At 71.1% G+C, this 21058-nt stretch carries 23 protein-coding genes and 2 tRNA genes; 8 read left to right on the top strand and 17 right to left on the bottom strand.

The window, feature by feature from the left end:
* Positions 1 to 4: 4 nt before the first annotated feature.
* Genes HT134_RS28005 through HT134_RS27995 form a run of 3 tightly spaced genes read right to left on the bottom strand, consistent with a single transcriptional unit; the run spans position 5 to position 2349 of the window.
* Positions 5 to 556 (bottom strand): GNAT family N-acetyltransferase, encoded by a 552-nt coding sequence (locus tag HT134_RS28005; protein ID WP_175603431.1) that lies wholly within the window; start codon positions 554 to 556, stop codon positions 5 to 7.
* The gene (locus HT134_RS28000; RefSeq protein WP_175603430.1) at positions 553 to 1692 is read right to left on the bottom strand and encodes a quinone-dependent dihydroorotate dehydrogenase; all 1140 of its coding nucleotides are present in this window, start codon (positions 1690 to 1692) and stop codon (positions 553 to 555) included. The genes HT134_RS28005 and HT134_RS28000 overlap by 4 nt, the downstream gene beginning before the upstream one ends.
* A gap of 6 nt (positions 1693 to 1698) precedes the next feature.
* Positions 1699 to 2349: a response regulator gene (locus HT134_RS27995; RefSeq protein WP_175603429.1), complete on the bottom strand. Its 651-nt coding sequence runs from the start codon at positions 2347 to 2349 to the stop codon at positions 1699 to 1701.
* A gap of 18 nt (positions 2350 to 2367) precedes the next feature.
* Between HT134_RS27995 and HT134_RS27990 the strand changes: the two genes are divergently transcribed.
* Positions 2368 to 2742: a tautomerase family protein gene (locus tag HT134_RS27990; RefSeq protein ID WP_175603428.1), complete on the top strand. Its 375-nt coding sequence runs from the start codon at positions 2368 to 2370 to the stop codon at positions 2740 to 2742.
* A 9-nt stretch (positions 2743 to 2751) separates the two neighbouring features.
* On the opposite strand, the gene HT134_RS27985 is transcribed toward HT134_RS27990, so the two are convergent.
* Positions 2752 to 3435 carry a hypothetical protein gene (locus HT134_RS27985; RefSeq protein WP_175603427.1) on the bottom strand — a complete coding sequence of 228 codons (684 nt, stop codon included), beginning with the start codon at positions 3433 to 3435 and terminating at the stop codon, positions 2752 to 2754.
* A gap of 89 nt (positions 3436 to 3524) precedes the next feature.
* Here HT134_RS27985 and lpdA point away from each other — a divergent pair, with 89 nt between their 5' ends.
* Entirely contained in the window at positions 3525 to 4904 is a 1380-nt protein-coding gene (lpdA, locus tag HT134_RS27980) for a dihydrolipoyl dehydrogenase (protein WP_175603426.1), read from the top strand.
* A gap of 61 nt (positions 4905 to 4965) precedes the next feature.
* On the opposite strand, the gene HT134_RS27975 is transcribed toward lpdA, so the two are convergent.
* Together HT134_RS27975 and HT134_RS27970 are read right to left on the bottom strand one after the other, a co-directional pair.
* Positions 4966 to 5418, bottom strand: a complete 453-nt coding sequence (locus HT134_RS27975) for an anthrone oxygenase family protein (RefSeq protein WP_175603425.1) — start codon at positions 5416 to 5418, stop codon at positions 4966 to 4968.
* A 57-nt stretch (positions 5419 to 5475) separates the two neighbouring features.
* The gene (locus HT134_RS27970; RefSeq protein ID WP_175603424.1) at positions 5476 to 7272 is read right to left on the bottom strand and encodes a serine/threonine-protein kinase; all 1797 of its coding nucleotides are present in this window, start codon (positions 7270 to 7272) and stop codon (positions 5476 to 5478) included.
* 77 nt (positions 7273 to 7349) lie between these two features.
* On the opposite strand from HT134_RS27970, the gene HT134_RS27965 reads away from it, so the two are divergent.
* On the top strand, positions 7350 to 7940 hold the full coding sequence (locus tag HT134_RS27965) for a GNAT family N-acetyltransferase (RefSeq protein WP_312888484.1): 591 nt from the start codon (positions 7350 to 7352) through the stop codon (positions 7938 to 7940).
* An 89-nt stretch (positions 7941 to 8029) separates the two neighbouring features.
* Positions 8030 to 8770, top strand: a complete 741-nt coding sequence (locus HT134_RS27960) for a hypothetical protein (protein WP_175603422.1) — start codon at positions 8030 to 8032, stop codon at positions 8768 to 8770.
* On the opposite strand, the gene HT134_RS27955 is transcribed toward HT134_RS27960, so the two are convergent.
* The 5 genes from HT134_RS27955 to HT134_RS27935 all read right to left on the bottom strand — a co-directional run bounded on the left by HT134_RS27955 (position 8767) and on the right by HT134_RS27935 (position 13630).
* Positions 8767 to 9453 (bottom strand): response regulator, encoded by a 687-nt coding sequence (locus tag HT134_RS27955; RefSeq protein WP_175603421.1) that lies wholly within the window; start codon positions 9451 to 9453, stop codon positions 8767 to 8769. The genes HT134_RS27960 and HT134_RS27955 overlap by 4 nt on opposite strands.
* Entirely contained in the window at positions 9450 to 10613 is a 1164-nt protein-coding gene (locus tag HT134_RS27950; protein WP_175603420.1) for a sensor histidine kinase, read from the bottom strand. Before HT134_RS27950 ends, HT134_RS27955 begins: the two co-directional genes overlap by 4 nt.
* 86 nt (positions 10614 to 10699) lie before the next feature.
* On the bottom strand, positions 10700 to 11128 hold the full coding sequence (locus HT134_RS27945) for a hypothetical protein (protein WP_175603419.1): 429 nt from the start codon (positions 11126 to 11128) through the stop codon (positions 10700 to 10702).
* Positions 11129 to 11284: 156 nt separating this feature from the next.
* Positions 11285 to 12478 (bottom strand): MarP family serine protease, encoded by a 1194-nt coding sequence (locus HT134_RS27940; protein ID WP_175603418.1) that lies wholly within the window; start codon positions 12476 to 12478, stop codon positions 11285 to 11287.
* Positions 12479 to 12586: 108 nt separating this feature from the next.
* Positions 12587 to 13630: an FAD-dependent monooxygenase gene (locus HT134_RS27935; protein ID WP_175603417.1), complete on the bottom strand. Its 1044-nt coding sequence runs from the start codon at positions 13628 to 13630 to the stop codon at positions 12587 to 12589.
* Between the two features lie 123 nt (positions 13631 to 13753).
* Here HT134_RS27935 and HT134_RS27930 point away from each other — a divergent pair, with 123 nt between their 5' ends.
* On the top strand, positions 13754 to 14641 hold the full coding sequence (locus HT134_RS27930; RefSeq protein ID WP_175603416.1) for a LysR family transcriptional regulator: 888 nt from the start codon (positions 13754 to 13756) through the stop codon (positions 14639 to 14641).
* 9 nt (positions 14642 to 14650) lie between these two features.
* Here HT134_RS27930 and HT134_RS27925 read toward each other — a convergent pair whose 3' ends face one another.
* Entirely contained in the window at positions 14651 to 15289 is a 639-nt protein-coding gene (locus HT134_RS27925; RefSeq protein WP_175603415.1) for an NAD(P)-dependent oxidoreductase, read from the bottom strand.
* 112 nt (positions 15290 to 15401) lie between these two features.
* Positions 15402 to 16289: an RNA polymerase sigma factor SigJ gene (gene sigJ, locus HT134_RS27920; protein ID WP_175603509.1), complete on the bottom strand. Its 888-nt coding sequence runs from the start codon at positions 16287 to 16289 to the stop codon at positions 15402 to 15404.
* A gap of 195 nt (positions 16290 to 16484) precedes the next feature.
* Here sigJ and HT134_RS27915 point away from each other — a divergent pair, with 195 nt between their 5' ends.
* Together HT134_RS27915 and HT134_RS27910 are read left to right on the top strand one after the other, a co-directional pair.
* Complete coding sequence (locus HT134_RS27915) at positions 16485 to 17000, top strand: RICIN domain-containing protein (protein ID WP_175603414.1); 516 nt, start codon at positions 16485 to 16487, stop codon at positions 16998 to 17000.
* A 220-nt stretch (positions 17001 to 17220) separates the two neighbouring features.
* The gene (locus HT134_RS27910; RefSeq protein ID WP_175603413.1) at positions 17221 to 17370 is read left to right on the top strand and encodes a hypothetical protein; all 150 of its coding nucleotides are present in this window, start codon (positions 17221 to 17223) and stop codon (positions 17368 to 17370) included.
* 323 nt (positions 17371 to 17693) lie between these two features.
* Here the strand turns inward: HT134_RS27910 and HT134_RS27905 are convergent, their stop codons facing one another.
* Positions 17694 to 18344 carry a hypothetical protein gene (locus HT134_RS27905; protein WP_175603412.1) on the bottom strand — a complete coding sequence of 217 codons (651 nt, stop codon included), beginning with the start codon at positions 18342 to 18344 and terminating at the stop codon, positions 17694 to 17696.
* A gap of 441 nt (positions 18345 to 18785) precedes the next feature.
* A complete protein-coding gene (locus HT134_RS27900; protein WP_175603411.1) occupies positions 18786 to 20210 on the bottom strand; it encodes a hypothetical protein in 1425 nt (474 codons plus the stop codon).
* A gap of 499 nt (positions 20211 to 20709) precedes the next feature.
* On the opposite strand from HT134_RS27900, the gene HT134_RS27895 reads away from it, so the two are divergent.
* Entirely contained in the window at positions 20710 to 20850 is a 141-nt protein-coding gene (locus tag HT134_RS27895; protein ID WP_175603410.1) for a hypothetical protein, read from the top strand.
* Between the two features lie 34 nt (positions 20851 to 20884).
* Here HT134_RS27895 and HT134_RS27890 read toward each other — a convergent pair.
* Both HT134_RS27890 and HT134_RS27885 read right to left on the bottom strand, forming a co-directional pair.
* Positions 20885 to 20958 (bottom strand) — tRNA-Phe (locus HT134_RS27890).
* Between the two features lie 5 nt (positions 20959 to 20963).
* A tRNA-Asp gene (locus HT134_RS27885) sits at positions 20964 to 21038 on the bottom strand.
* Positions 21039 to 21058 lie beyond the last annotated feature (20 nt).

Genomic DNA, 21058 nt, shown 5'->3' with positions numbered 1-21058 from the left:
TCGGTCAGAGCCTGGGCGGGCGGTCGTTGAGGATGCGCTGGAAGAGGCGGTGGTCGCGCCACTCGCCGTCGATGTGGATGTAGTTCGGCGCGACGCCGTACACCTCGAAGCCGGCCTTCTCCAGCACCCGCTGGGAGGCCACGTTGTGCAGCAGCGTGGCCGCCTCCACCCGGTGCAGGCCGAGCCGCTCGCCGGCGTCGCGGCAGACCGCCATGACGGCGCCGGTGGCCAGGCCGCGGCCGGTGTACTCGGCGTCGAGCCAGTAGCCGAGGGCGCCGCTGGCGAAGGCGCCGTACACGATGCTGTTGAGGTTGACGCAGCCGACGATCCGGTCGCCGTCGGCCAGCACCCACGGCATGACCCGGCCGGCCCGGCACTGCTGGAGCTGCGCCTCCAGCCGCTCGGTCTGGCCGGTCAGGGTGAAGAACGTCTCGGGCCGGCGCGGGTCCCAGGGCCGCAGGTGCTCGCGGTTGCGGGTGAAGGCGTCGGTGAGCGCCTGGGCGTCGCCCTCGGCGACCGGACGCAGGACGACTCCGCCGCCCAGGGGGATCTTCATCGCGTGGCCCCCGGAGCGGTGCCGGCGCCTGGAGCGGTGCGGGCCTCCGGAGCGGTGCGGGCCTCCGGAGCGGTGCGGGCCTGCGGAGCGGTGCGGCCGATGACCTCGGTGATCGAGGTGAAGCCGTGGCGGCGGACCCGGCGCGAGAGCTGCCGGTGGATCGTGGAGGCCCACAGCGGCCCGCCGTACACCCAGCCGGTGTAGCCCTGCACCAGCGTGGCGCCGGCCAGCAGCCGCTCCCACACGTCGTCCACGTCCTCGACGCCGCCGACGGAGACCAGCGTGATGCGGTCGCCCACGCGGGCCCGCAGCCGCCGCAGCACCTCCAGCGAGCGCCCCTTGAGCGGCCGGCCCGACAGCCCGCCGGTCTCGCCGCCGTGCCTGATCGTGGTGTTGGTCGCGATGACGCCGTCGAGGCCGAGCTCCAGGGCCAGGTCGGCGACCGCGTCCACGTCCTCGTCGGCGAGGTCGGGGGCGATCTTCACCAGCAGCGGGGTGCGGCGGGGCGTGCCGTCGGCGACCTCCTTGACCGCGGTGAGCAGCGGGCGCAGCAGCGAGACGGCCTGCAGGTCGCGCAGGCCCGGGGTGTTGGGCGAGCTGACGTTGACGACGAGGTAGTCGGCCAGCGGCGCGAGCCGTCTGGCGCTGGCGACGTAGTCGGCCGTCGCCCCGGACTCCGGCACCACCTTGGTCTTGCCGATGTTGACGCCGACCACCACCGGCACCCCGCGTACGCGGCGCAGGCGGCGCGCGGCGGCGGCGGCCCCGGCGTTGTTGAAGCCCATGCGGTTGATGACCGCCCGCTCGCCCACCAGCCGGAACAGGCGGGGCCGCGGGTTGCCGGGCTGGCCGTGGGCGGTGATCGTGCCGACCTCCACGTGGCCGAAGCCGAGCGCGGCGGCCCCCTCGGCGCACGCGGCGTCCTTGTCGAAGCCGGCCGCGAGCCCGAGCGGGCCGGGGAAGTGGACGCCGAACGCGCTGACGCGCAGTGCCGGGTCGTGGGGCGCCAGCGCCTTGTGGAGCAGCCGCTTGACCAGCGGCAGCACCGACAGCAGCGTGAGCGCGCGAACAGTGAGGTGGTGCACGGCCTCGGCGTCGAGGCGACGCAAGACCTGCGAGAAGACGAGGCGATACATCAGAGGTCAGGCTACCAAGCCGGCCTCGTGGGCGATGATCGCGGCCTGCACGCGATTGCGCACGTCGAGGCGGGTGAGGATCGCGCTGACGTACGCCTTCACCGTGCCCTCCACGATGTGCAGCCGCCTGGCGATCTCCGCGTTGGACAGGCCGGAGCCGAGCAGCGCGAGCACCTCCCGCTCCCGCTCGGTGAGCGCCGCGACCCGGTCGCGGGCCACGGCGCCGCGCGACACCCGCCCGGCGGCGAGCTGGGTGATGACGCGCTGGGCCACCCTCGGCGACAGGTACGCGGCGCCCTCGGCGACGGCGTGGATCCCGGCGATCAGCTCGCGCGGGTCCCCCGACTTGAGCAGGAAGCCGCTGGCGCCCACGTCGATGGCCCGGGCGATGTAGTCGTCCTCGCCGAACGTGGTGAGCATCACCACGGCCGTCCCCGGCGCCGCGCGCCGGATCTCGGCCGCGGCGGCCAGTCCGTCCAGGACGGGCATGCGGATGTCCAGCAGGGCGACGTCCGGGTGGTGGCTGATGGCCAGGTCGACCGCCGCGCGGCCGTCGTCCGCCTCGGCCACCACGTCGAGCGACGGGTCGGAGGCGAGGATGGCCCGCACGCCGGCCCGGATCATGGCCTCGTCGTCGGCCAGCAGCAACCGGATCATTTCCCTATAGTGGCGCACATGGCACAGGTGAAGTTCTACGGGCGGCGCGACGTGTGGGCGGAGCGGCGGCGCGAGGTGTCGGACCTCGTCCACTCCTGCCTGGTGGAGGCGTGGGGGCTGCCCGAGGACAAGAGGTTCCACCGGTTCCTGCTGCTGGACGCCGACGACCTGGTCTGCCCGCAGCGCGGCGACGGCTACCTGATCATCGAGGTGCTCTGCTTCACCGGCCGCAGCGACGAGGCCAAGCGGGCGCTCATCCGCGCGCTCTACGACCGGCTGCCCTACCCGGCCGAGGACGTGGAGATCACCATCGTGGAGATGCCCAAGGTCAACTGGGGGATCCGCGGGGTCCCGGCGGACGAGCTGGCGCTGACGTACAAGGTGGACGTGTAGCCGCGGGCCTCAGCCCAGGGTGCCGAGGACCACGGCGCCCGCGCCGATCGCCAGCGCCAGCGGGACCGCCCACCACCGGGGCGCGGGCCCCTCGCGCAGGACCCGCACCCCGTACGGCACCAGCGCCACGCACAGCCCCGCGACGGCCAGCACCGACATCGGGCCCGTGCCCTTGAGCACCCCGATCGGCAGCGCCGTCATCAGCCCGAGTGCGACGCTCCGCACGAGCCCCAGCGTCCCGGCCCGCCACAGGCCGGCGGCCAGCACGGCCCACCCGGCGAACACCACCACGTTGAGCGGCTGGAAGACGTGGAACGCGCCGTAGGCGGACGCCACGGCCCGTTGCGCGGGGGCCAGGCCCTGGACGTCCACGAGCTGGAGGGCCAGGTGGCTCACCCCGGCGTGGAAGGCCCGGGCGAACAGGCCGGACAGCACCATCGCGCCGCCCCAGAGCACCGGCCGGGAGCCGGGCGAGCGGCGCACCAGCCCGAGCACGCCGGGCCACAGCAGCGCGCTGCCGAGCGCGAAGCACCCGTACGAGGCGGACATCAGGGCGGGGGCGTCGGCGAAGGCCGCGAGCTGGGCGGGGAAGAACCCGTCGTACCCGATGCGGAGCAGCACGCCGGCGAGCATGAGGGCGGGCGCGACGGTCAGGCTGACGCCTTCGGCCCAGCGGCCGGGGAAATCGGTCATGGTCCGATCCAAGCCGCCGACAGGCGCCGTTTCACTGGGGCAGGGGCGAGGGTCAGGGGTAGACCTGGGTGGACGGTATGGTCCGACTCATGAGCACTCACTATGACGTCGTCGTTCTCGGCGCGGGTCCCGGAGGGTACACGGCCGCGGTCCGCGCCGCCCAGCTCGGGCTGCGCACAGCGGTCATTGAGGAGAAGTACTGGGGTGGCGTCTGCCTGAACGTGGGCTGCATCCCCTCCAAGGCGCTGCTGCGCAACGCGGAGCTGGCTCACATCTTCAACAAGGAGGCCAAGACCTTCGGCATCAGCGGCGAGGTCACCTTCGACTACGGGGCCGCCTTCACCCGCAGCCGCAAGGTGGCGGACGGCCGGGTCAAGGGCGTCCACTACCTGATGAAGAAGAACTCCATCACGGAGTACGACGGCCGCGGCACCTTCCTGGACCCCAACTCGATCCAGGTGAACGGCGAGACGATCACGTTCGACCACTGCATCATCGCCGCCGGCGCCACCACCCGGCTGATCCCCGGCACGTCGCTGTCGGAGCGCGTGGTGACGTACGAAGAGCAGATCATGACCGGCGAGCTGCCGGGCAGCATCATCATCGCGGGCGCGGGCGCGATCGGCGTGGAGTTCGCGTACGTGCTGCACAACTACGGCGTCAAGGTGACGATCGTGGAGTTCCTCGACCGGATGGTCCCGCTGGAGGACGAGGAGGTGTCGGCGGAGCTGGCCAAGCGGTACAAGCGGCTCGGCATCGAGGTCCTCACCTCCACCCGCGTGGACGCCATCGACGACACGGGCTCCTCCGTCAAGGTCACCGTGACGCGTGACGGTCAGCAGCAGGTGCTGGAGGCCGACAAGGTCATGCAGGCGATCGGCTTCCAGCCGCGCGTCGACGGCTACGGCCTGGAGAAGACCGGCGTGGCCCTCACCGACCGGGGCGCCATCGCCGTCGACGGCCGCTGCCGCACGAGCGTGCCGCACATCTTCGCCATCGGCGACGTCACGGCCAAGCTCATGCTGGCCCACGCCGCCGAGTCCATGGGCATCATCGCGGCCGAGACCATCGGCGGCGCGGAGACCATGGAGCTGGACTACGTGATGATCCCCAGGGCGACGTACTGCCAGCCGCAGGTGGCCAGCTTCGGCTACACCGAGACGCAGGCCCGTGACCTGGGCTACGACGTGAAGGTGGCCAAGTTCCCCTTCACCGCCAACGGCAAGGCCCACGGCCTCGGCGACAGCGCGGGCTTCGTCAAGGTCATCAGCGACGGCAAGTACGGCGAGCTGCTCGGCGCCCACCTCATCGGGCCCGAGGTGACGGAGCTGCTGCCGCAGCTGACGCTGGCCCAGCAGTGGGACCTGACGGTGCACGAGGTCGCGCGCAACGTCCACGCCCACCCGACCCTGGGCGAGGCGGTCAAGGAGGCGATCCACGGCCTGGCCGGTCACATGATCAACATGTAGGTCCCGACGAGAGACGAGATCGGTACGGCCCTCGCCGTACCGATCGTGCCCGGTCAGGTGTCTAGGGGACGACGAGCGCCGCGGCGGCCAGCACGACGGCGGCGACGCACGACAGGGTGCGCACGTGGTTCCACGTCGTCCAGCGCGGCGCGTACGCGGACCACTCCATGCCGCCCGCCTCCAGCGCGTTGTTCATCGGCACGTTGAGCGCCGCGGTCGTCGCCAGCGTGCCGAGCAGGTAGACGGCCGCCGCCGCCAGGAACAGGACGCCCGCGGTGGTGGCGCCGCCGACGAGCAGGAGCACCCCGGTCACCAGGGACGCCACGGGCGCCAGCAGGAAGACCGGCAGGAACAGCGGATTGAGGATCTTCGTGTTGATGCTCCGCATGGCCGCCGTGGCCTGGGCCGGCTCGATGGCCTCGAAGGCCGGCATGATCGTGGTCGAGAAGACGTAGAAGAGCCCGGCCATGAGCCCGTTGAACAGCAGGGAGACGATCGCGAAGGCCGTGGACATGTCCCGATGATCCCAGTCTCGCGCGTGGCCGGCCACCGGGTGTCCCGCTCGCCGTCCCTACCAGGTGACGGTGGGGCTCTCCCTGCCGCCGCCCCACGTGAGCGTGCCGGCGGGCTTCCACCGCTGGCGCACGTCCTGCAACTGCCCCGTCCGGGGCACGTCCACCTCGTACGGGCCGCAGACGGCGACGCCGTTGGCCGCCGGTGAGGCGTTCTTGCAGATGTACGGCTGAGTGGTGACGCGCTCCGCTTCGGTGTTGTAGAGCTGCACGTGGATGTTCCACTCGCCCGGCGCGGCCTGCTTGAGCTTGCCCTTGACGAGGATCGTGTCGCCCGCCACGGCGATGCACGGCGACATCAGCGCGCGCGTTCCGGGTCCCGCGGAGATCCAGGGGCGGCACTGCCAGTCCGGCGTCGTATCCCGGCTCGGGGGGTCCGTCTTCGTGCCGTCGTCGGGTTTGACCTCGTCGGCCTCCTCGGTGACGCGCGGCTTGGGCGAGTCGACGGGCTCGGTCTCCCGGGCCGGCTCAGGGGTGGTGGTCTTCTTCTTCGGGCGAGTGGACGGGGGGTCGGCGGGCTCGGTGTTGATGTCCTCACGGACCTGGCGGGCCGTGCCGTCCTTGTGCTCGTCGCGCTTGGCGGTGCCGGGGGTGGTGGCGGGGGTCGTGGGCGTGGACTGCGCGGCGAGCGGGGGCTGCGGGTCCTGGGCCGTCACGGTGCCCGGTGAGCTCCAGGGGGCCACGTAGGCGACGGCCGCGGCGCTGACCGCCAGGGCGGCCCCGGCGGCCGAGAGCACGACCAGCCGCTTGCGCGAGCGCCGCCCGGGGCCCGCGGGATTCGGGCCGGCCGGATGCAGGCCGGCCGGATGCAGGCCGCCCGGAGAAGGCGCGGTGGGACCGGTCAGACCGGTCGGAGGAGCCGCGGTGGGGCCGGTCAGGCCGGTCGGCGTGGGCGCGGGCGGAGGAGGGACGGACGGGCCGGACGCAGTGGGTGCGGGCGGGAGCTGCGGGCCCAGCGGCTCGGAGGTGACCGACGGCGCCTCGCCCCGGGCGACCGGCGGAAGCGCCGCGAGACCCGCCAGCGCGGGCGCGGCCGCGCGCAGCGCCGCCACGACCGCCGCCGCGGCGGGGCGCGCGGCCGGGTCCTTGGCCACGCACGCCGAGACGATCGCCCACAGCGCGTCGGGCATCCCGGGCAGCCGCCGGGGCGCGGCCATCGCGTGCTGCCGGATCAGCACCATCGGGTGCTCCCCCACGAACGGCGGACGCCCGGCGAGCAGCTCGTACAGGATCAGCCCGAGGGCGTACACGTCCACGGCCGGCGTCGCGGCGTCCCCGTCGGCCACCTCGGGCGCCAGGTACACGGGCGTGCCGATGACGGCGCTGGTCTGGGTGATGCCGGGGCCGTGCAGGATGCGGGCCACCCCGAAGTCCGTGAGCCGCACCTGGCCGGTGGCCCGGTCGAGCAGGACGTTGCCCGGCTTGACGTCGCGGTGGACGACGCCGAGCTCGTGCGCGGCGGTCAGCGCCCCGGCGATCTGCGCCAGCAGCGCCGCGGCCTCCGCCGGGGGCAGGGTGCCGCGCCGCTGGATCAACGCGCGCAGGTCGCCGCCCTCGACGAGGTCCATCACCAGGGCCAGGCGCTCGCCCTCGACGACGAAGTCGCGCACGGTGACGATGTTGGGATGGCGTAAGGTGCGCATCACCTGACGTTCCTGGACGAAGCGCAGCACCAGGTCCTGGTCGGCGGCCAGGCCGTCACGCAGCAGCTTCACCGCGACGACGTCGCCCGAGTCGCGGTGCCGCGCCCGCCAGACGGTGCCCATGCCCCCGGCGCCGATCACTTCCAGGAGCACGTAGCCACTGCCCAGCGAAACCTCGGGCCCGTCCGCCTTCAACCGCTTTCCCCCTCCCGAAGATGGAGATCACAATAGTGAGGAAGATCCGCCTCCAGGTAGGTGAAGGCAATCCGCCCTTCACGATCACGTCCATCGCCACCGATCGGTTCGATCTGCTTCCGCTGACCGTCGGGCACGCCGCCGAGATGGCCGTGGTCCTCGCCGATCCCGCCCTGCACACGTTCATCGGCGGCGAGCCGCTGGACGAGGACGCCCTGCGGGCCCGCTACGCCCGGCTGGCCGCCGGCTCGCCGGATCCGGCCGTGTCCTGGCTCAACTGGGTGATCCGGGTGCGCGACGAGGACCGGCTGGCCGGCACCGTGCAGGCCACCGTCCGGCACGAGGGGCCGGTGGCCGAGGTCGCGTGGGTCGTCGGCACCGCGTGGCAGGGCCGGGGCATCGCCACCGAGGCCGCGCGCGGGCTCGTCGCCTGGCTGCTGGAGGCCGGGGCGCGTACGGTCGTGGCGCACATCCACCCCGGACACGCGGCGTCGGCCGCCGTGGCCGCCGCCGCCGGCCTGTCCCCCACGGACGTGTGGCAGGACGGCGAGATCCGCTGGACGACACCGCCGGAACCAGCGCGAGGCCCGGAACGTCCCACCGAGGCACAGCCCAGTAACTCCTGAGATCTGAAAGGCCCCAAGTGGTGTCAGTGTCAGGCCGCGCGTTATCCGCAGTGCTCTCGGTGCTCACGACGGCGAGCGCCCTCCTTCTCATGAACGTCTCGCCCGCCCTGGGCGAGTCCCCCGCCCCGGTCGAGGCCCGCCCCGCCGCCTCGGTCGAGGCCCGCCCCGCCGCCTTGGCCGAGGCGCCCGCGAGCGTCCCCGACGAGCCCGTCTGCGTCCGCGTCAAGGGCGCGGCGGCGTGCGTGGGCCCGGACGGCAGCGACCGGCCCGGGGTCACCGTCGAGGACACTGCGCCGGACAAGCTCCACGCCGTGGTCGAGTACTACCTCGACGGCTACCTCGGCACCAAGTACGTCATCCACAACCTCGGCCGCGAGGGCGACGTCCGGGGCAGCCGCGGGATCGGCTCGGTCGTCACCTTCCGCGCCTCGGTCTACCAGGGCGGCCACCGCGTCAGGACGAGCCGCTGGAAGACGGTCCGCGACGCCACCAAGTACCCGGTGCGCAGGGAGACCCGCGTCACCCCGGCCTCGGCCCGGGCCCGTTCCCAGGTGTGCACCTCGACGCGGAACGCGGCCACGCTCTGCTTCTCCGGCAAGGAGGGCCGCAACACGGTGGTCTTCGCCTGCGACACCCGCGCCGACGAGTACCAGGCCCGCGCGGAGTACTACCTCGGCGGCGACCCGACGGCCCGCTTCGAGATCCACCAGCTCGCCGGCGAGAACACCTGCGGCAAGGCCGAGCACGACGGCGTGGCGATGAGCATGTACCGCGCGTCCCTGTTCGACCAGGGCCACCGCGTCGCCACGCGGCTCTACAAGTACCACTAGGCGGGCGGCGGTCCCGCCCGTCCCGCGGGCCGGACCAGGCCGCTCTCGTACGCGAGGATGACGAGCTGGACCCGGTCGCGCACGCCGAGCTTGGCGATGGCCCTGGTGATGTGGGTCTTGGCGGTGAGCGGGCTGATGACCAGGCGCTCGGCGATCTGGTCGTTGGACAGCCCGAGCGCCACGAGCCGGACCGCCTCCAGCTCCCGCGCGGTGAGGGCGGCCAGCCGCCGCCCGTCGCCGGGGGCCGGGTCCTGCCGGTGGGCGAACTGCTCGATCACGCGGCGGGTGACGCCCGGGGACAGCAGGGCGTCGCCGGCCGCGACGGCGGCGACCGCGCGGCGCAGCTCGGCGGGCTCGACCTCCTTGGTGAGGAAGCCGCTGGCCCCGGCCCGCAGCGCGGCGAAGACGTGCTCGTCGGTGTCGAAGGTGGTGAGGATGACCACCCGGCAGGCGGCCCCGGCGGGGCCGGTGAGGATGCGCCGGGTGGCGGTGATGCCGTCGCCGCCCGGCATGCGGATGTCCATGAGGACGACGTCGGGCCGGGCGCTCGCCGCCAGCGCCACGGCCTCGTCGCCGGTGGCGGCCTCGCCGACGACCGTGACGTCCCGCGAACGGGCGAGCAGGCTGCGGAACCCGGCCCGGACGAGCGCCTGGTCGTCGGCGAGCAGCACCCTGATCGTCATGCCTTCCAGCCTGCCACGGGGATCTCGGCCCGCACGGCGAAACCGCCCGGCACCGGGCCCACGGTGAGCCCGCCCCCGAGCGCGCTCACCCGTTCCCGCATGCCGACCAGGCCGTGCCGCTCCCTCATCCCGGCTCCGGAGTGGCCGCCCCGGCCGTTGTCCGCGACCTCGACGGTGACGATCCGGGCCCCGTACTCGACCGTCACCTCGACCTTGGACGCCCCGGAGTGCTTCAGCGTGTTGGTCAGCGCCTCCTGGACGACGCGGTGGACGGCCACGGCCGGCGCGGCCGGGACGGCCGAGGGGTCGCCGCGCTCGTCGAGGACCACGTCGAGGCCGGCGGCCCGGGCGTCGGCGGCGAGCGTGTGCAGGGCGGTCAGATCCGGCTGGGGAACGGTGTCGCCGGCGCCGTCGCGCAGGACGCCGATGAGCGAGGCGAGGTCGGCCATCGCGCGGTTGCGGACGTTCTGGGCCACCCGCAGCGCGGCGGCGGCCTCGTCGGGGGCCTCCTCCAGCGTGTCGGCGGCGACGTTGAGCTGGACGCCGACGACCGCCAGGGTGTGGGCGACGATGTCGTGCACCTCGCGGGAGACCCGCAGCCGCTCCTCGGCGTCGCGGGCTCGGACGTCGCTGTCCCGCAGCCGCTCCCGCCAGCGCGCGACGCTCCCGTAGGCGAGACCCCCGGCGATGAGAAGCACCAGCAGCAGCCCCTCCCCGGCGATGTGGGCGACGAAGCGGGCGACGTTCCGGTCGAGGATCGGCCAGAAATCGACGGCCGCCCAGCCGAGCTGGGCGACGCCGATGAGCGCCACCCACCGCACGTGCCTGGTCGTGGCGGCGCTGAAGTACGCGGCCGACGCTGGCCAGATCCAGCCGCCCTGGAAGGAGCTGCCGGTGCGGTAGACGAAGATCGCGGCGATGGACAGCAGGAGGACCGTCATGGGCAGGCGTCGCCGCACGAACATCAGCGTCCCGAGGAACAGCACGAGCGGCACCAGGCCGTCCCACGGCGCCCCGCGGACCTCGGCGGCCATGACGCCGGTGAAGACGCCGACCACGGTGAGCGCGGCGAGCGCGGCGTCGCCGAGCCTGGCCGCGTGACGGACCAGGGCCGGCTGCCGCGGGACGGTGACCGCGGCCTGTCGCGGTGGGGGGATCACGGCCAACCGGATGAACCTTTCCGCGTGGGTCCCAGGGGAGTCAGACGTAGGTGACCATGAGGGTCAGACGTCGGCGACCAGGAGGGTCAGACGTGGGTGACCAGGAGGGTCACGCCCGCCTCGCCGCCGCAGTCCACCATGATGGGGCCGACCCCGTTGCCGATCTCGCGGGAGAGGGTGGCCTTCGCCACGAATCCCTTCGGGTTGTCGTCGATGATGCGGATGTTCGTCAGGATCGGTCGCTGCGTGAGCCCGCCGATCACGGCCTTCAGCTTCTCGCCTCCCCCGCAGTCGCCGGTGATCGTGATCTCCTGGCCGCGCCTGGTCGTCGGGTTGGGGCTGACCTGGACCACCGCCCTGGCGCCCTTCGGCGGCTTCGGCGCGGCCACCGTGGCCGCGGCGGAGGCGGGAGCCTGCGCCGCCCTGTCGGCGGCCGACGCGGTGACGGTTCCCGATCCCAGCAGCCCCGCCGTCAGGAGCAGCCCGGTGACCGCGGCGATGGATGTTCTCGTCATGGTGGTTCCTCCGTGAGTGCGTAGGGCGATCCCGGTTCGGAGCTCGCCGGCGCAACGTTAGGGCGCGCCGCGGCCGCTCCGCGTCCTCCGTCGGCCGTCATCCGGGGACGCACCGTTCGGGGTACGCGCTACACCGGATGGTGCAGCCGGGCCGAGCTAGTCGCACCCGCGGGTGCCGGCGGGCGCGGTGGCGGTGGCGGCCAGGCGGGCCTCGGCGGACACCTCCGAGGCGGTCAGCGCGTACGCCGTCTCCGCCTTGCCGGTCACGGCGGCGAAGACGACGCCCAGCACCTGGCCGCCGGGGGTGAGCAGCGGCCCTCCGGAGTTGCCCGGCCGGACCGAGCCGCGGATCAGGTAGACGTCCCGCGTCACGTCGGCCTCGCGGTAGATGTCGGGGATGGGGGTCTTCTGCCGGGCGGCGATCCGGGCGGGGCTCGGCGCGTACCCCTGCCCCTGGGGATAGCCGGCCACGATGGCGTCGTCGCCCTTGGCGGCCTCGCCGTGGAAGGCGAGCGGTGGCAGGCCGGCGTTCGGCACGTAGAGGACCGCGACGTCGCGTCGCGGGTTGAAGCGCACCACCGTGGCCGGGCGCGACTGCCCGGTGTGGTCGATGATCTGGAGCGCGGTGTCCACGCCCGCGACGACGTGCGCGTTGGTCATGACGTGGTCGGGCGCGAACACGAATCCGGTGCCCTCGATCTGCTTGTTGCAGGAGCGCGCGGTGCCCCGCACCTGCACGATGCCCGGACGCGCCTGCTGGAGCCCGGCGGCGTTCAGCACCGCCGGGTCGGGCGCGCGCACGTCGACGGTGGCGTCGCCCCTGATGGCGTCGAGCACGGGCGGGAATTCCGACCGGTCGATGAATTTCTTGAACGGTTTCTGCCACGCGCGCACGCCGTCGGGCATCGCGTGGTCGACGGCCGACAATAACAGCGAGCCGCGAATCTGCTCCACGACCAGTGTGAATGTGCTGGAGACCAGCAGGCTGCCCACCATCCAGGAAATGACGAGCACCGACAGGACTCCGGCCATTGTGCCGCCCACCGCGTCCAGCAGCCTGGCCCGCTGTTGTTCCCGCACATAGGAGCGCGCCACGGCGCCCAGCGTGGAGCAGACGAGCTGGCCCAGGATGGCCGCGACCAGCACGACCACGACCGCGACCAGGGTCTCCATGACGTCCCCGTCGACCAGCGCCGCGGCGACGGGCGGCGCGACGTACACGCCGAACACGCACCCGCCGACGAAACCGACGAAACTCATCACCCCGAGGACGAATCCCTGCCGGTAACCCGAGACGCCGAATCCGATCGCCATGGCGAGCAGAACGAGATCCAGAAGATCACCACGCACGCGGCAAGGAAACCACAGCCCCATCCCGTTTCCCAGCCCGGTTTTCCCCTGGATTCCCGACGACCGGAGAAAAGGGCCGGAGAAAAAGGGTCCCGCCGGCCTCCCGGGTCACCCGCCGAACATGGCGACGGCCTCGCGGCCGTGCTTCTGGTTCTCCGCCACGTACGGCCGCAGCTCCTCCTCGTACGCCAGGAACGCGGCGGCGTGGTCGCCGGCCGAGGCGGCCAGGTGCCGGGCCAGCGTGTGCGCGCCGATGAGGGCCTGCGAGGTGCCCATGCCCGAGGTCGGCGCGGCGCAGTACCCGGCGTCGCCGACCAGCACGACGCGGCCGTCCGACCAGCGCTCCATCTCCACCTGGCACGCCGAGGAGAACAGGAAGTCGGAGGCGGAGGCCATGTCCTCCACCAGGCGCGGCACCACCCAGCCCGCCCCCGCCATGCGCTCGCGCACGATCTCTTCCTGGCGGTCGCGCTCCATGAGGTCGAGCCGCGCCGAGTCGGTGCCGAAGGACATGCTGACCGTCATCCGGGCGGGGTCGGCCGCGCTGAACAGGTAGACGGCCCTGCCCGGGGCGGTCTGGAGCACTCCCCTGTGGTCGAGGGCCAGGTGGTTGGCCGTGGTGAAGCCGGCTCCGGACATGCCGAGGTGGCGGACGAACCGCTCGTGCGGGCCGAACGCCAGCCGCCGCACCGTGGAGTACACGCCGTCGGCCCCGACGACGAGGTCGAAGACGGCGGGCTCGCCGCGCTCGAACTCCACCCGCGCGCCCGAGCCGTCCTGCGTGATCCGGCTGATGGAGTCGCCGAACACGTAGCGGACGCCCCCCGCGGTGAGCCGGTGCAGGATCGCGGTCAGCTCACGCTTCGGCACCTCCAGGTCGCCGGCGAACGCCTCGACCGGCAGCTCCCCGATCTTGCGCCCCTCGTCGTCCACGAGATCGGTGCCGCGCATCATGGTCTCGTGCCCGCGCACCTCCTCCAGGACGCCCATCCCGTCCAGCACGTCGAACGCGGCGCCGCGGAAGTCCACCGCGTACCCGCTGTCGCGCAGCGCCGGGGCGCGCTCCACCACCGTCACCTCGAACCCGTGGCGGTGCAGCCAGTACGCCAGGGCGGGCCCGGCGACACTGGCACCGGAGATGAGGACCTTCACGTTCCACTCCTACGAACAGGGAGGATTCCGACAAGGCCCCCAGCATCGGCTAGGGTGCCTGGCTGGAACAACGACGAGTCCCGCAACGGTGCGTCAATCCGGAGTTAACGATCCAGAGGGATCATGGAGCTGCGCGACATCGAGATCTTCCTGACCCTGGCGGAGGAGCTGCACTTCGGACGCACGGCCGAGCGGATGCGCCTCACCCCCGCCCGGATCAGCCAGGCGATCAAGAAGCAGGAGCGCGACCTCGGCGGCCTGCTCTTCGAGCGGAACAGCCGCACCGTGCGGCTGACCCCCCTCGGCCGGCAGCTCCGCGACGAGCTCCAGCCGATCCGCCTCGCCCTGCGCGACACGATGCGGCGGGCGCGGGCCGCCGCCGGCGGCGTCACGGCCACCCTCCGGATCGGCGCGATGAACGGCAACGGCCACGACCTGCGCCCGTACTGGGACGCCTTCCGCGCCCGCCACCCGGGGTGGGAGCTGCGCTTCCGGCACGCCCCCTTCGTGGACCCCTTCGGCGGGCTGCGCAGGGGCGAGGTGGACGTCCTCGTCACCTGGCTGCCCATCGCGGAGCCGGACCTCGTCATGGGGCCGGTCCTCTTCACCGACGAGCGGGTGCTGGCCGTGGCCCTCGACCACCCGCTCGCCGCGCGGCCGTCCGTCACGGTCGAGAGCATCGCCGACTTCCAGCACTCCGGCACGACGTCGGTCCCCGACTACTGGGAGTCGTCCTTCGTCCCCTCCCACACCCCGGGCGGACGTCCCATCGAACGCGGCCCGCTCGTCACGTCCGCCGACGACATCCTCACCCTCGTCAGCACCGGCGAGATCGTCAACGTCTTCCCCGCTCACAGCGCCCGCTACTGGGCCCGGCCCGACGTGCTGTGGCTGCCCCTCACCGGCATGGAGCGCTTCAGCTTCGGCCTGGTGTGGCGCGGCGAGGCGGAGGACGACGTCATCCGCGCCCTGGCCGCCGTGGTCCGCGACCTGGGCTCGCCCGCGTTCTGACGCGCGAGGTCAGTCGCCGATCGCCAGGGCCGCGTGGAGGGGCCCGCGCTCGTCCAGGCACCGCAGCACGCAGTCGGCCAGGTCGGCGCGTGACACCCGCACGCCGCCGCGCACGTTCCGGTCGACGGCGCTGCGGTAGGCGCCGGTACGCGGCCCCTCGGTGAGCTGCGGCGGGCGGACGATCGTCCAGTCGAGCCCGCTCGCCCGTACGAGCTCCTCCATGTGCCGCATGTCGGCGAAGGCGTGCCTGAGCACGCGGTTGAGGATCGGCTTGGCCACCAGGCGGGTGAGCGGCCCGTCGCCCTCCCGGACGAAGCCGCTGGCGCTGACCACGACGAGCCGGCGCACCTCTTCGGCGGTCATCGCCTCGATGATCGAGGCCGTGGCGTCGGCGCACACGGTGGTGGGGCCCCGCCCGCGCGGGCCGATGGCCGACACCACCGCGTCGCGTCCCGCGACGGCCGGCCCGATCGCCGCGGGGTCCATGACGTCCGCCCGGACCACGGTGAGGCGGGGGCCGCGGAGGCCGTGGCGCTCCAGGGCGGCGGGGTCCCTGACCACGGCCGTCACCTCGTGGCCGGCTTCCAGCGCCTGCCCGACCACTCGCCACCCCGTGCGCCCGGAGGCGCCGAACACAGTGATTCTCATGACGCACCTCAGCCAGGTCGGCCCGGACAGCTCGGATAGTGAGTACTAACTAACCAGCCCAGCATGAGTGAGTGTTCACTAACCTGTCAACCACGGATGCGCGTACCGCGGCTCAATCCTCCAGCGCCGTGAGATCGAGCCCGTTCAGCCGCTCGGGGTCGGACAGCACGTCGATGGCGACGATCCGGCCGCCCGCGACCGTGAACGCCATCACGGACACCGGCCGCCGCCCCTCCGCCGCGACGACCACACCGGCCGACCCGTTGATCAGCACCGGCCGCGCGAACGGCGAGAGCCGTCCGAACGTGACCGCCTGCGCGGCCACCGCCCGCGCGCCGGAGATCAGCACCGTGTGGCGGCCACGCGTGGTGCCGCCGTCCGAGCGCAGCACGACGTCCGGGTGCAGCGCGGCCACGAGCCCGTCGAAGTCGCCGTCGCGGGCGGCGGCCAGGAACGCGTTCACCACGTCGCGCTGCCGCCCGAGATCGGGGTCGGGAGAGGGTGCCTGGCCGCGCACCCGGCGGCGCGCCCGGCTCGCGAGCTGCCTCGCCGCGGCCGGCGACCGGTCGATCATCGGAGCGATCTCCTCGAACGGCACTGCGAACATGTCGTGCAGCACGAACGCGAGCCGCTCGGCCGGCGTCAGCGTCTCCAGCACCACGAGCATCGCCAGCCCGACCGAGTCGGACAGCACCGCCTCGTGCTCCGGATCGGCGCCCTCCTCCGGGCCGATGATCGGATCGGGGACGCGCACGTCGAGCGGGTCCTCGCGCCGGTGCTCGCGCGAGCGCAGCACGTTCAGGCACACCCGCGCCACCACGGTGGTCAGCCACGCCCCGAGGTTGTCGACGTCACGGGTGTCGGCGCGGTCGAGCCGCAGCCAGGCGTCCTGCACGGCGTCCTCGGCCTCGCTCACCGAGCCGAGCATCCGGTAGGCCACCGCGCGCAGATGCGGCCGTTCCTCCTCGAAACGCCTGGTCAGCCAGTCCCGTTCGTCCACTGTGGTCACGTTCCTCTCTCGCAGGTACGAACGGTAGACCCGCGAAACGCGACGGATGTGACAGGGCCGCCCTTGACGGGACAGGCGTGGACCGTCCGGCCTGAACGAGCTCCGCAATCTCCCGTGAACCAATGCTTAACGCGCCGCATCTCACGCAGGGAGTGATCATCACTCGCTGAAGAGACGGGGACGAAGATGACAAGAAACCTGCTGGTGAAGTTCGGCACGGTGCTCGCCGTGGTCGCTTCGGGGGCCGCGCTCATGGCCACGCCGGCCGAGGCGTCCGCCGGCAAGCGGCTCAAGCTGGCCAACTACGACCTCTGCCTGGACGTCAAGGACTTCAACGGCAAGAACGCGGCCACAGTCCAGCTGTGGAAGTGCAACCACAACGCCAACCAGCTCTGGACCATGGGCGGCGACGGCAGCATCCGCAGCACGCTCAACGGCAAGTGCCTCGACATCAAGGACTTCAACGGCAAGAACGCGGCCGTCATGCAGATGTGGAAGTGCAGCGGAAACTCGAACCAGCAGTGGTACCTGGGCGGTTCCAAGTACAGCAAGTCCGGCTACCGCACCATCCGCAGCCGGATGAACAACAAGTGTCTCGACGCGCGAGTCAGGCTGCACACCACGGAACGCCCGCACAACGGCACCCCGATCCAGACGTGGAGGTGCCACGGCGACTACAACCAGTCATTCCTCTGGAGCTGAACCGATCCCGGCCGGGGGACGCGCCCGGCCAGCGCGCGTTCGAGCCAGGAGGGCGGTCGGCCGGCACCCACTGTCCTCCTGACCTGAGCAGACGCAGTCGATAGAAGGCCGAGATCGCCGGCGGTCCTACCAGAGCGGAAGCGATCAGCTTGGCGACTTTGGGGCCGCAGGCGGCACGAAACATCGCGTGGTGACGCAGCGTGATTCCATGGTGCTCTTCATGAGCGCCGACACCTTCATCGAGGAGCCCTTGAAGCCCCTCAGCGTCATCCATTTCAACGGCGAGATGAGCGGGACTCATGCCATGGTCCAGCGGATGCTCCACCGCGACGTTGCTGTCACAGAACACGAAAACGCCCCGGAGCGGTAATCCCTTCGGGCATCTCGGCTGTTCAAGAAGGTGGTCAGGGGCAGCGCCGAACTGCCGACCTTCCGCTTCTCAGGTGAAGCCATCACCCTGCTCGGGTGATCGAGCCCGTGGTCAGGCGTGTGTGGACGGTGCTGCGGATGCGTCGGCGTGTGGGGACGTCGCTGTCAGCGCTGCTGTCACCTGAGCCACGGACACCCGGCGGCAAGGCCCGATGGAGGAGGGCCTTGCCGCCGGCCGCGCACGGCGCGGGCCAGGCGGCTCAACCGATGCCGATGTCTGGCACGCGGTCATGGCGAACACGTCGAAGCTGTCCGAAACTCAGGTCACCGCGCGGGACCCACATCGATGGTGTATTCGATCTCGTAGTCCCACTCGCTCCACCCGAGTTCCCCTGTGTCTGCAAGGGTGATCGGGTACTTATCCGCGAACTTCCACTTGAACGGCCCGCTGCGCCCATCCGGGTAATCGACTACATTCACTCTCTTCTGCACCGTCCCGAGGACGTCGTCCTCGTAGATGCTCGCCCGAGCCTGAACCCGGGCAAGAGCCAGCGGCGTGGCGGCAAGGATCGCTCCCGCGACCGCGCCCTTGACGGAAGCGTTCGCGGAGCCGGCTCCAGCTCCGACGTCTGCGGTGAGCGCCGAAACCGACGCCGGGTACTTGTCATCGAAATCGCCCTCATCGACATCGGCGTTCGAGCTCCGAAATTGAAGGCCGAATTCGACGAAGTCATCGACATGTACGTTACCGTCGAAGATCACACAATCATCACCAGCGAGAAGCTTTGCCTGACGGCTGTTGATCTCGACCAGGCCGGTCAGGACCGTCATGCTCTTGGAGCCGGACAGAGGGCCGGTGGCCGCTCCGCCCGCGACGTAGAACAAGTCGACGTCCATAACGCCTTGGGCATTATGGCAGTACACGGTCTTCAGCGCGACGGTGACATGTCTCTGGTTGTCGCTCGACTCCGCCATGTTTTTCTCCTGTCAGGAAATCATCTGAAGCACGTCCCTGCATCCGACGGTGCAGATGAAGTCAGCCCCCAGCCTCCGCGAACGGCAGGAGTCGTTCTCCCGTACGGCCAACGACCGACATGATCATGCCCAGTCCGATCGAGGATGGCAAGGAGTGTCCAACCAATGACATAGCGACTCATTTTCTTGGAGGACGGCGCTGGGCAGCGATACGGGTGACACATCCGAAATCCGCTGCTTGTACCACACTGTGTCTCGGCACGCTGCGGAGCATCCGCGGGCAAGCTTGCTGCGGCACCGGGAACGCGAGGGTGGACCTGCAGCGCTGATGCGATCAAGGCATTGAGGTCGGATCGCCCGTTACAACTCGTTCAATGATTGAAGGCGAGGGCCGTCCCGCTCCCAAGCCCCTTCGCGCGTACGGAGCCGGCGTACACGTCACTATTGGTAGTGGCGGTACTCGGAGGCGGACACGACTCCATATGCTCCGTTTCCCCGGCTGACCTGTATCCCTTCCTCAGGGAAAGTGATCCGTCCGTTGTCGTTGCTTCTTCCTCCCACCCATTCGGTGTAGATGCACCAGAGTTCAGCCATGCTGGCGTACAGGTTGCCCGGGAAACCGGAGCCGCGCGCGGTCCAGACTTTCACCCCGCCCGGGATGAAGGTGATGTCTCCGTCGACGTCATTGGCCCCGCTCACGTACTCGGTTCTGATGCCGCCGGCGTACAGGATGCCCCGGTCCCGGGAGTTGAATGCGCTCACGACTTGCACCACGCCCCGGAGAAAGGTGATCATTCCGTCGCTGTCATCAAGCCCCTTCACGTACCGGGTGGCGATGCCGCTGAGGTTGGCCTCGCCGGCGTACAGGGCGCCCCGGTCATAGGAGCCGCGATTGCGCCAGACCTTCACCTCGCCCGGGAGGAAGGTGATGTCTCCGTCGGCGTCATCAGGCCCACTCACGTGCTCGGTTCTGACGCCGCCGGCGTACAGGGCCCCGCCTTCCTGGGCGCCGGATTCGCGCCGCACATGCATCGCGCCCTTGGAGAAGGTGAAGGCTCCGTCCCCCTCGGTCGCCCCCTGTACCCACGGGGTGGTGACGCCCTTGATGGCGGTGAGAGCTTCCAGGATGGGGTTGCGCACCTGAACGGTCGCGGTGAGGAAATGCTGCCGCTGAGTGTTGGGGTCGGTGGCGATGAGGATGTAGGTGGTGGCCCGCTTCGGGGCGTCGGGCGGTGACCAGCTACCTCCGGAGACGGGGACGGGCTGTGGCGCGCCCGGGTACAAGATCTCGTAGCCGAAGTCGGCAGTCCCTTCCCAGCGCAGGGTGAGCTCTTCGCCGGCGTCCACCATGGCCTTGTCCGGACGGAAGTCGCGCGGCACGGGGAGCTCCTTCGGAGCGGTCTTCAGCAGCGCCACCGCCGCGAAGCCGCTGCTCAGGCGTCCGGTCTTGGTTCGGCTGGCGGCCTCGGCCACCTTCAGCACGGCTAGCCCGGCGGTGGGGGCGACGGTGACGTCCTCCAGCGTCAGCACCATGTAGTCGCCGGGGTCGAACCGCGCTCTGCCGCCAGGGGCGGTGGCCTGGAAGGCGTTGGAGCCCTGTGGTCCCGGTTGGACCTTCACCGACGACCGGGTGCCCGACCGCGTGCTGCACTCACCCTTGGGCTTGATCGTGCTGAAGTTCGGGGTGAGGTCGCCGGCGCCGTTGCCAACGGGCAGCTCCACACTGATCGTGGACCAGAACGCCGCCTGCTGCCCGATGTTGGTGACGAGCAAGTACACCGTCCCTGTGGACTCGGACTGCCGCCCGGCCCCTGACGCAGCCAGGGGCGCCGGGTCGGTGATGAGGGTGTAGGCCAGCATGGTCAAGGTGGCGACTCCTTTCCCCGGAGGACAGCGCAGGCCGATGACCGGGGCGCCCAGACAGGACCGGGCTGGGCAGGACGGGCAGCAATACAGGGGATATGTCTGAAAATCCGCCGCCTGTGGACCGCGGTCACCCCTCGATCCAAACGCCAGCATTGGAGCGTGACAAGAGCGCTCAAGGACGCATAAAAGAGCGACTCGGCAACATCCTCAGCGTCTTGACACGCATTCGGACCATGCGTCACTGCGCCCACAACGAGCGGCAGACAGCGTCTCTTCACGCTGCGGACCATCCGGCTCAAGCCTGCTTCGGCACAGGACGCAGGGGGACCTGCAACGGAACCGTTTCGTACGGTACGTCGGCATGTCAGCGAGAGTCGGGTGTTCGGCACCGACAACGAGATGGCGGAATGGACACCCCGGGAGCTGCGTATCGCTGCTCTCAGCTCATGACGTCCCGATCGAGCACATCGCACGGCTGGTCGGCCATACGGACACCCTCATGACCGAGATGGTGCACCGCAAGCAGAGCCGACCCGTCATGCAGCAAGGCGCGACGGTCATGGACGAGATCTTCCCGCTCGCTCCGGAACCGTGGTCACCCAGTTGGACACGCGAACACAAATATGCCCCGTCCATGTGATCATGAGCGGGGCATTCGTGCTAATCAAAAAAGGTGGTCAGGGGCAGGGTCGAACTGCCGACCTTCCGCTTTTCAGGCGGACGCTCGTACCAACTGAGCTACCTGACCCAGAGCGGTCCTGACGGGACTTGAACCCGCGACCTCCACCTTGACAGGGTGGCGAGCACTCCAAACTGCTCTACAGGACCTTGCTTGTCTTGCTGTTCTT

Source organism: Nonomuraea rhodomycinica (genome assembly GCF_013363995.1).
GTDB classification, from domain to species: domain Bacteria; phylum Actinomycetota; class Actinomycetes; order Streptosporangiales; family Streptosporangiaceae; genus Nonomuraea; species Nonomuraea rhodomycinica.
This window is presented reverse-complemented; position numbering and strand designations above follow the sequence as displayed.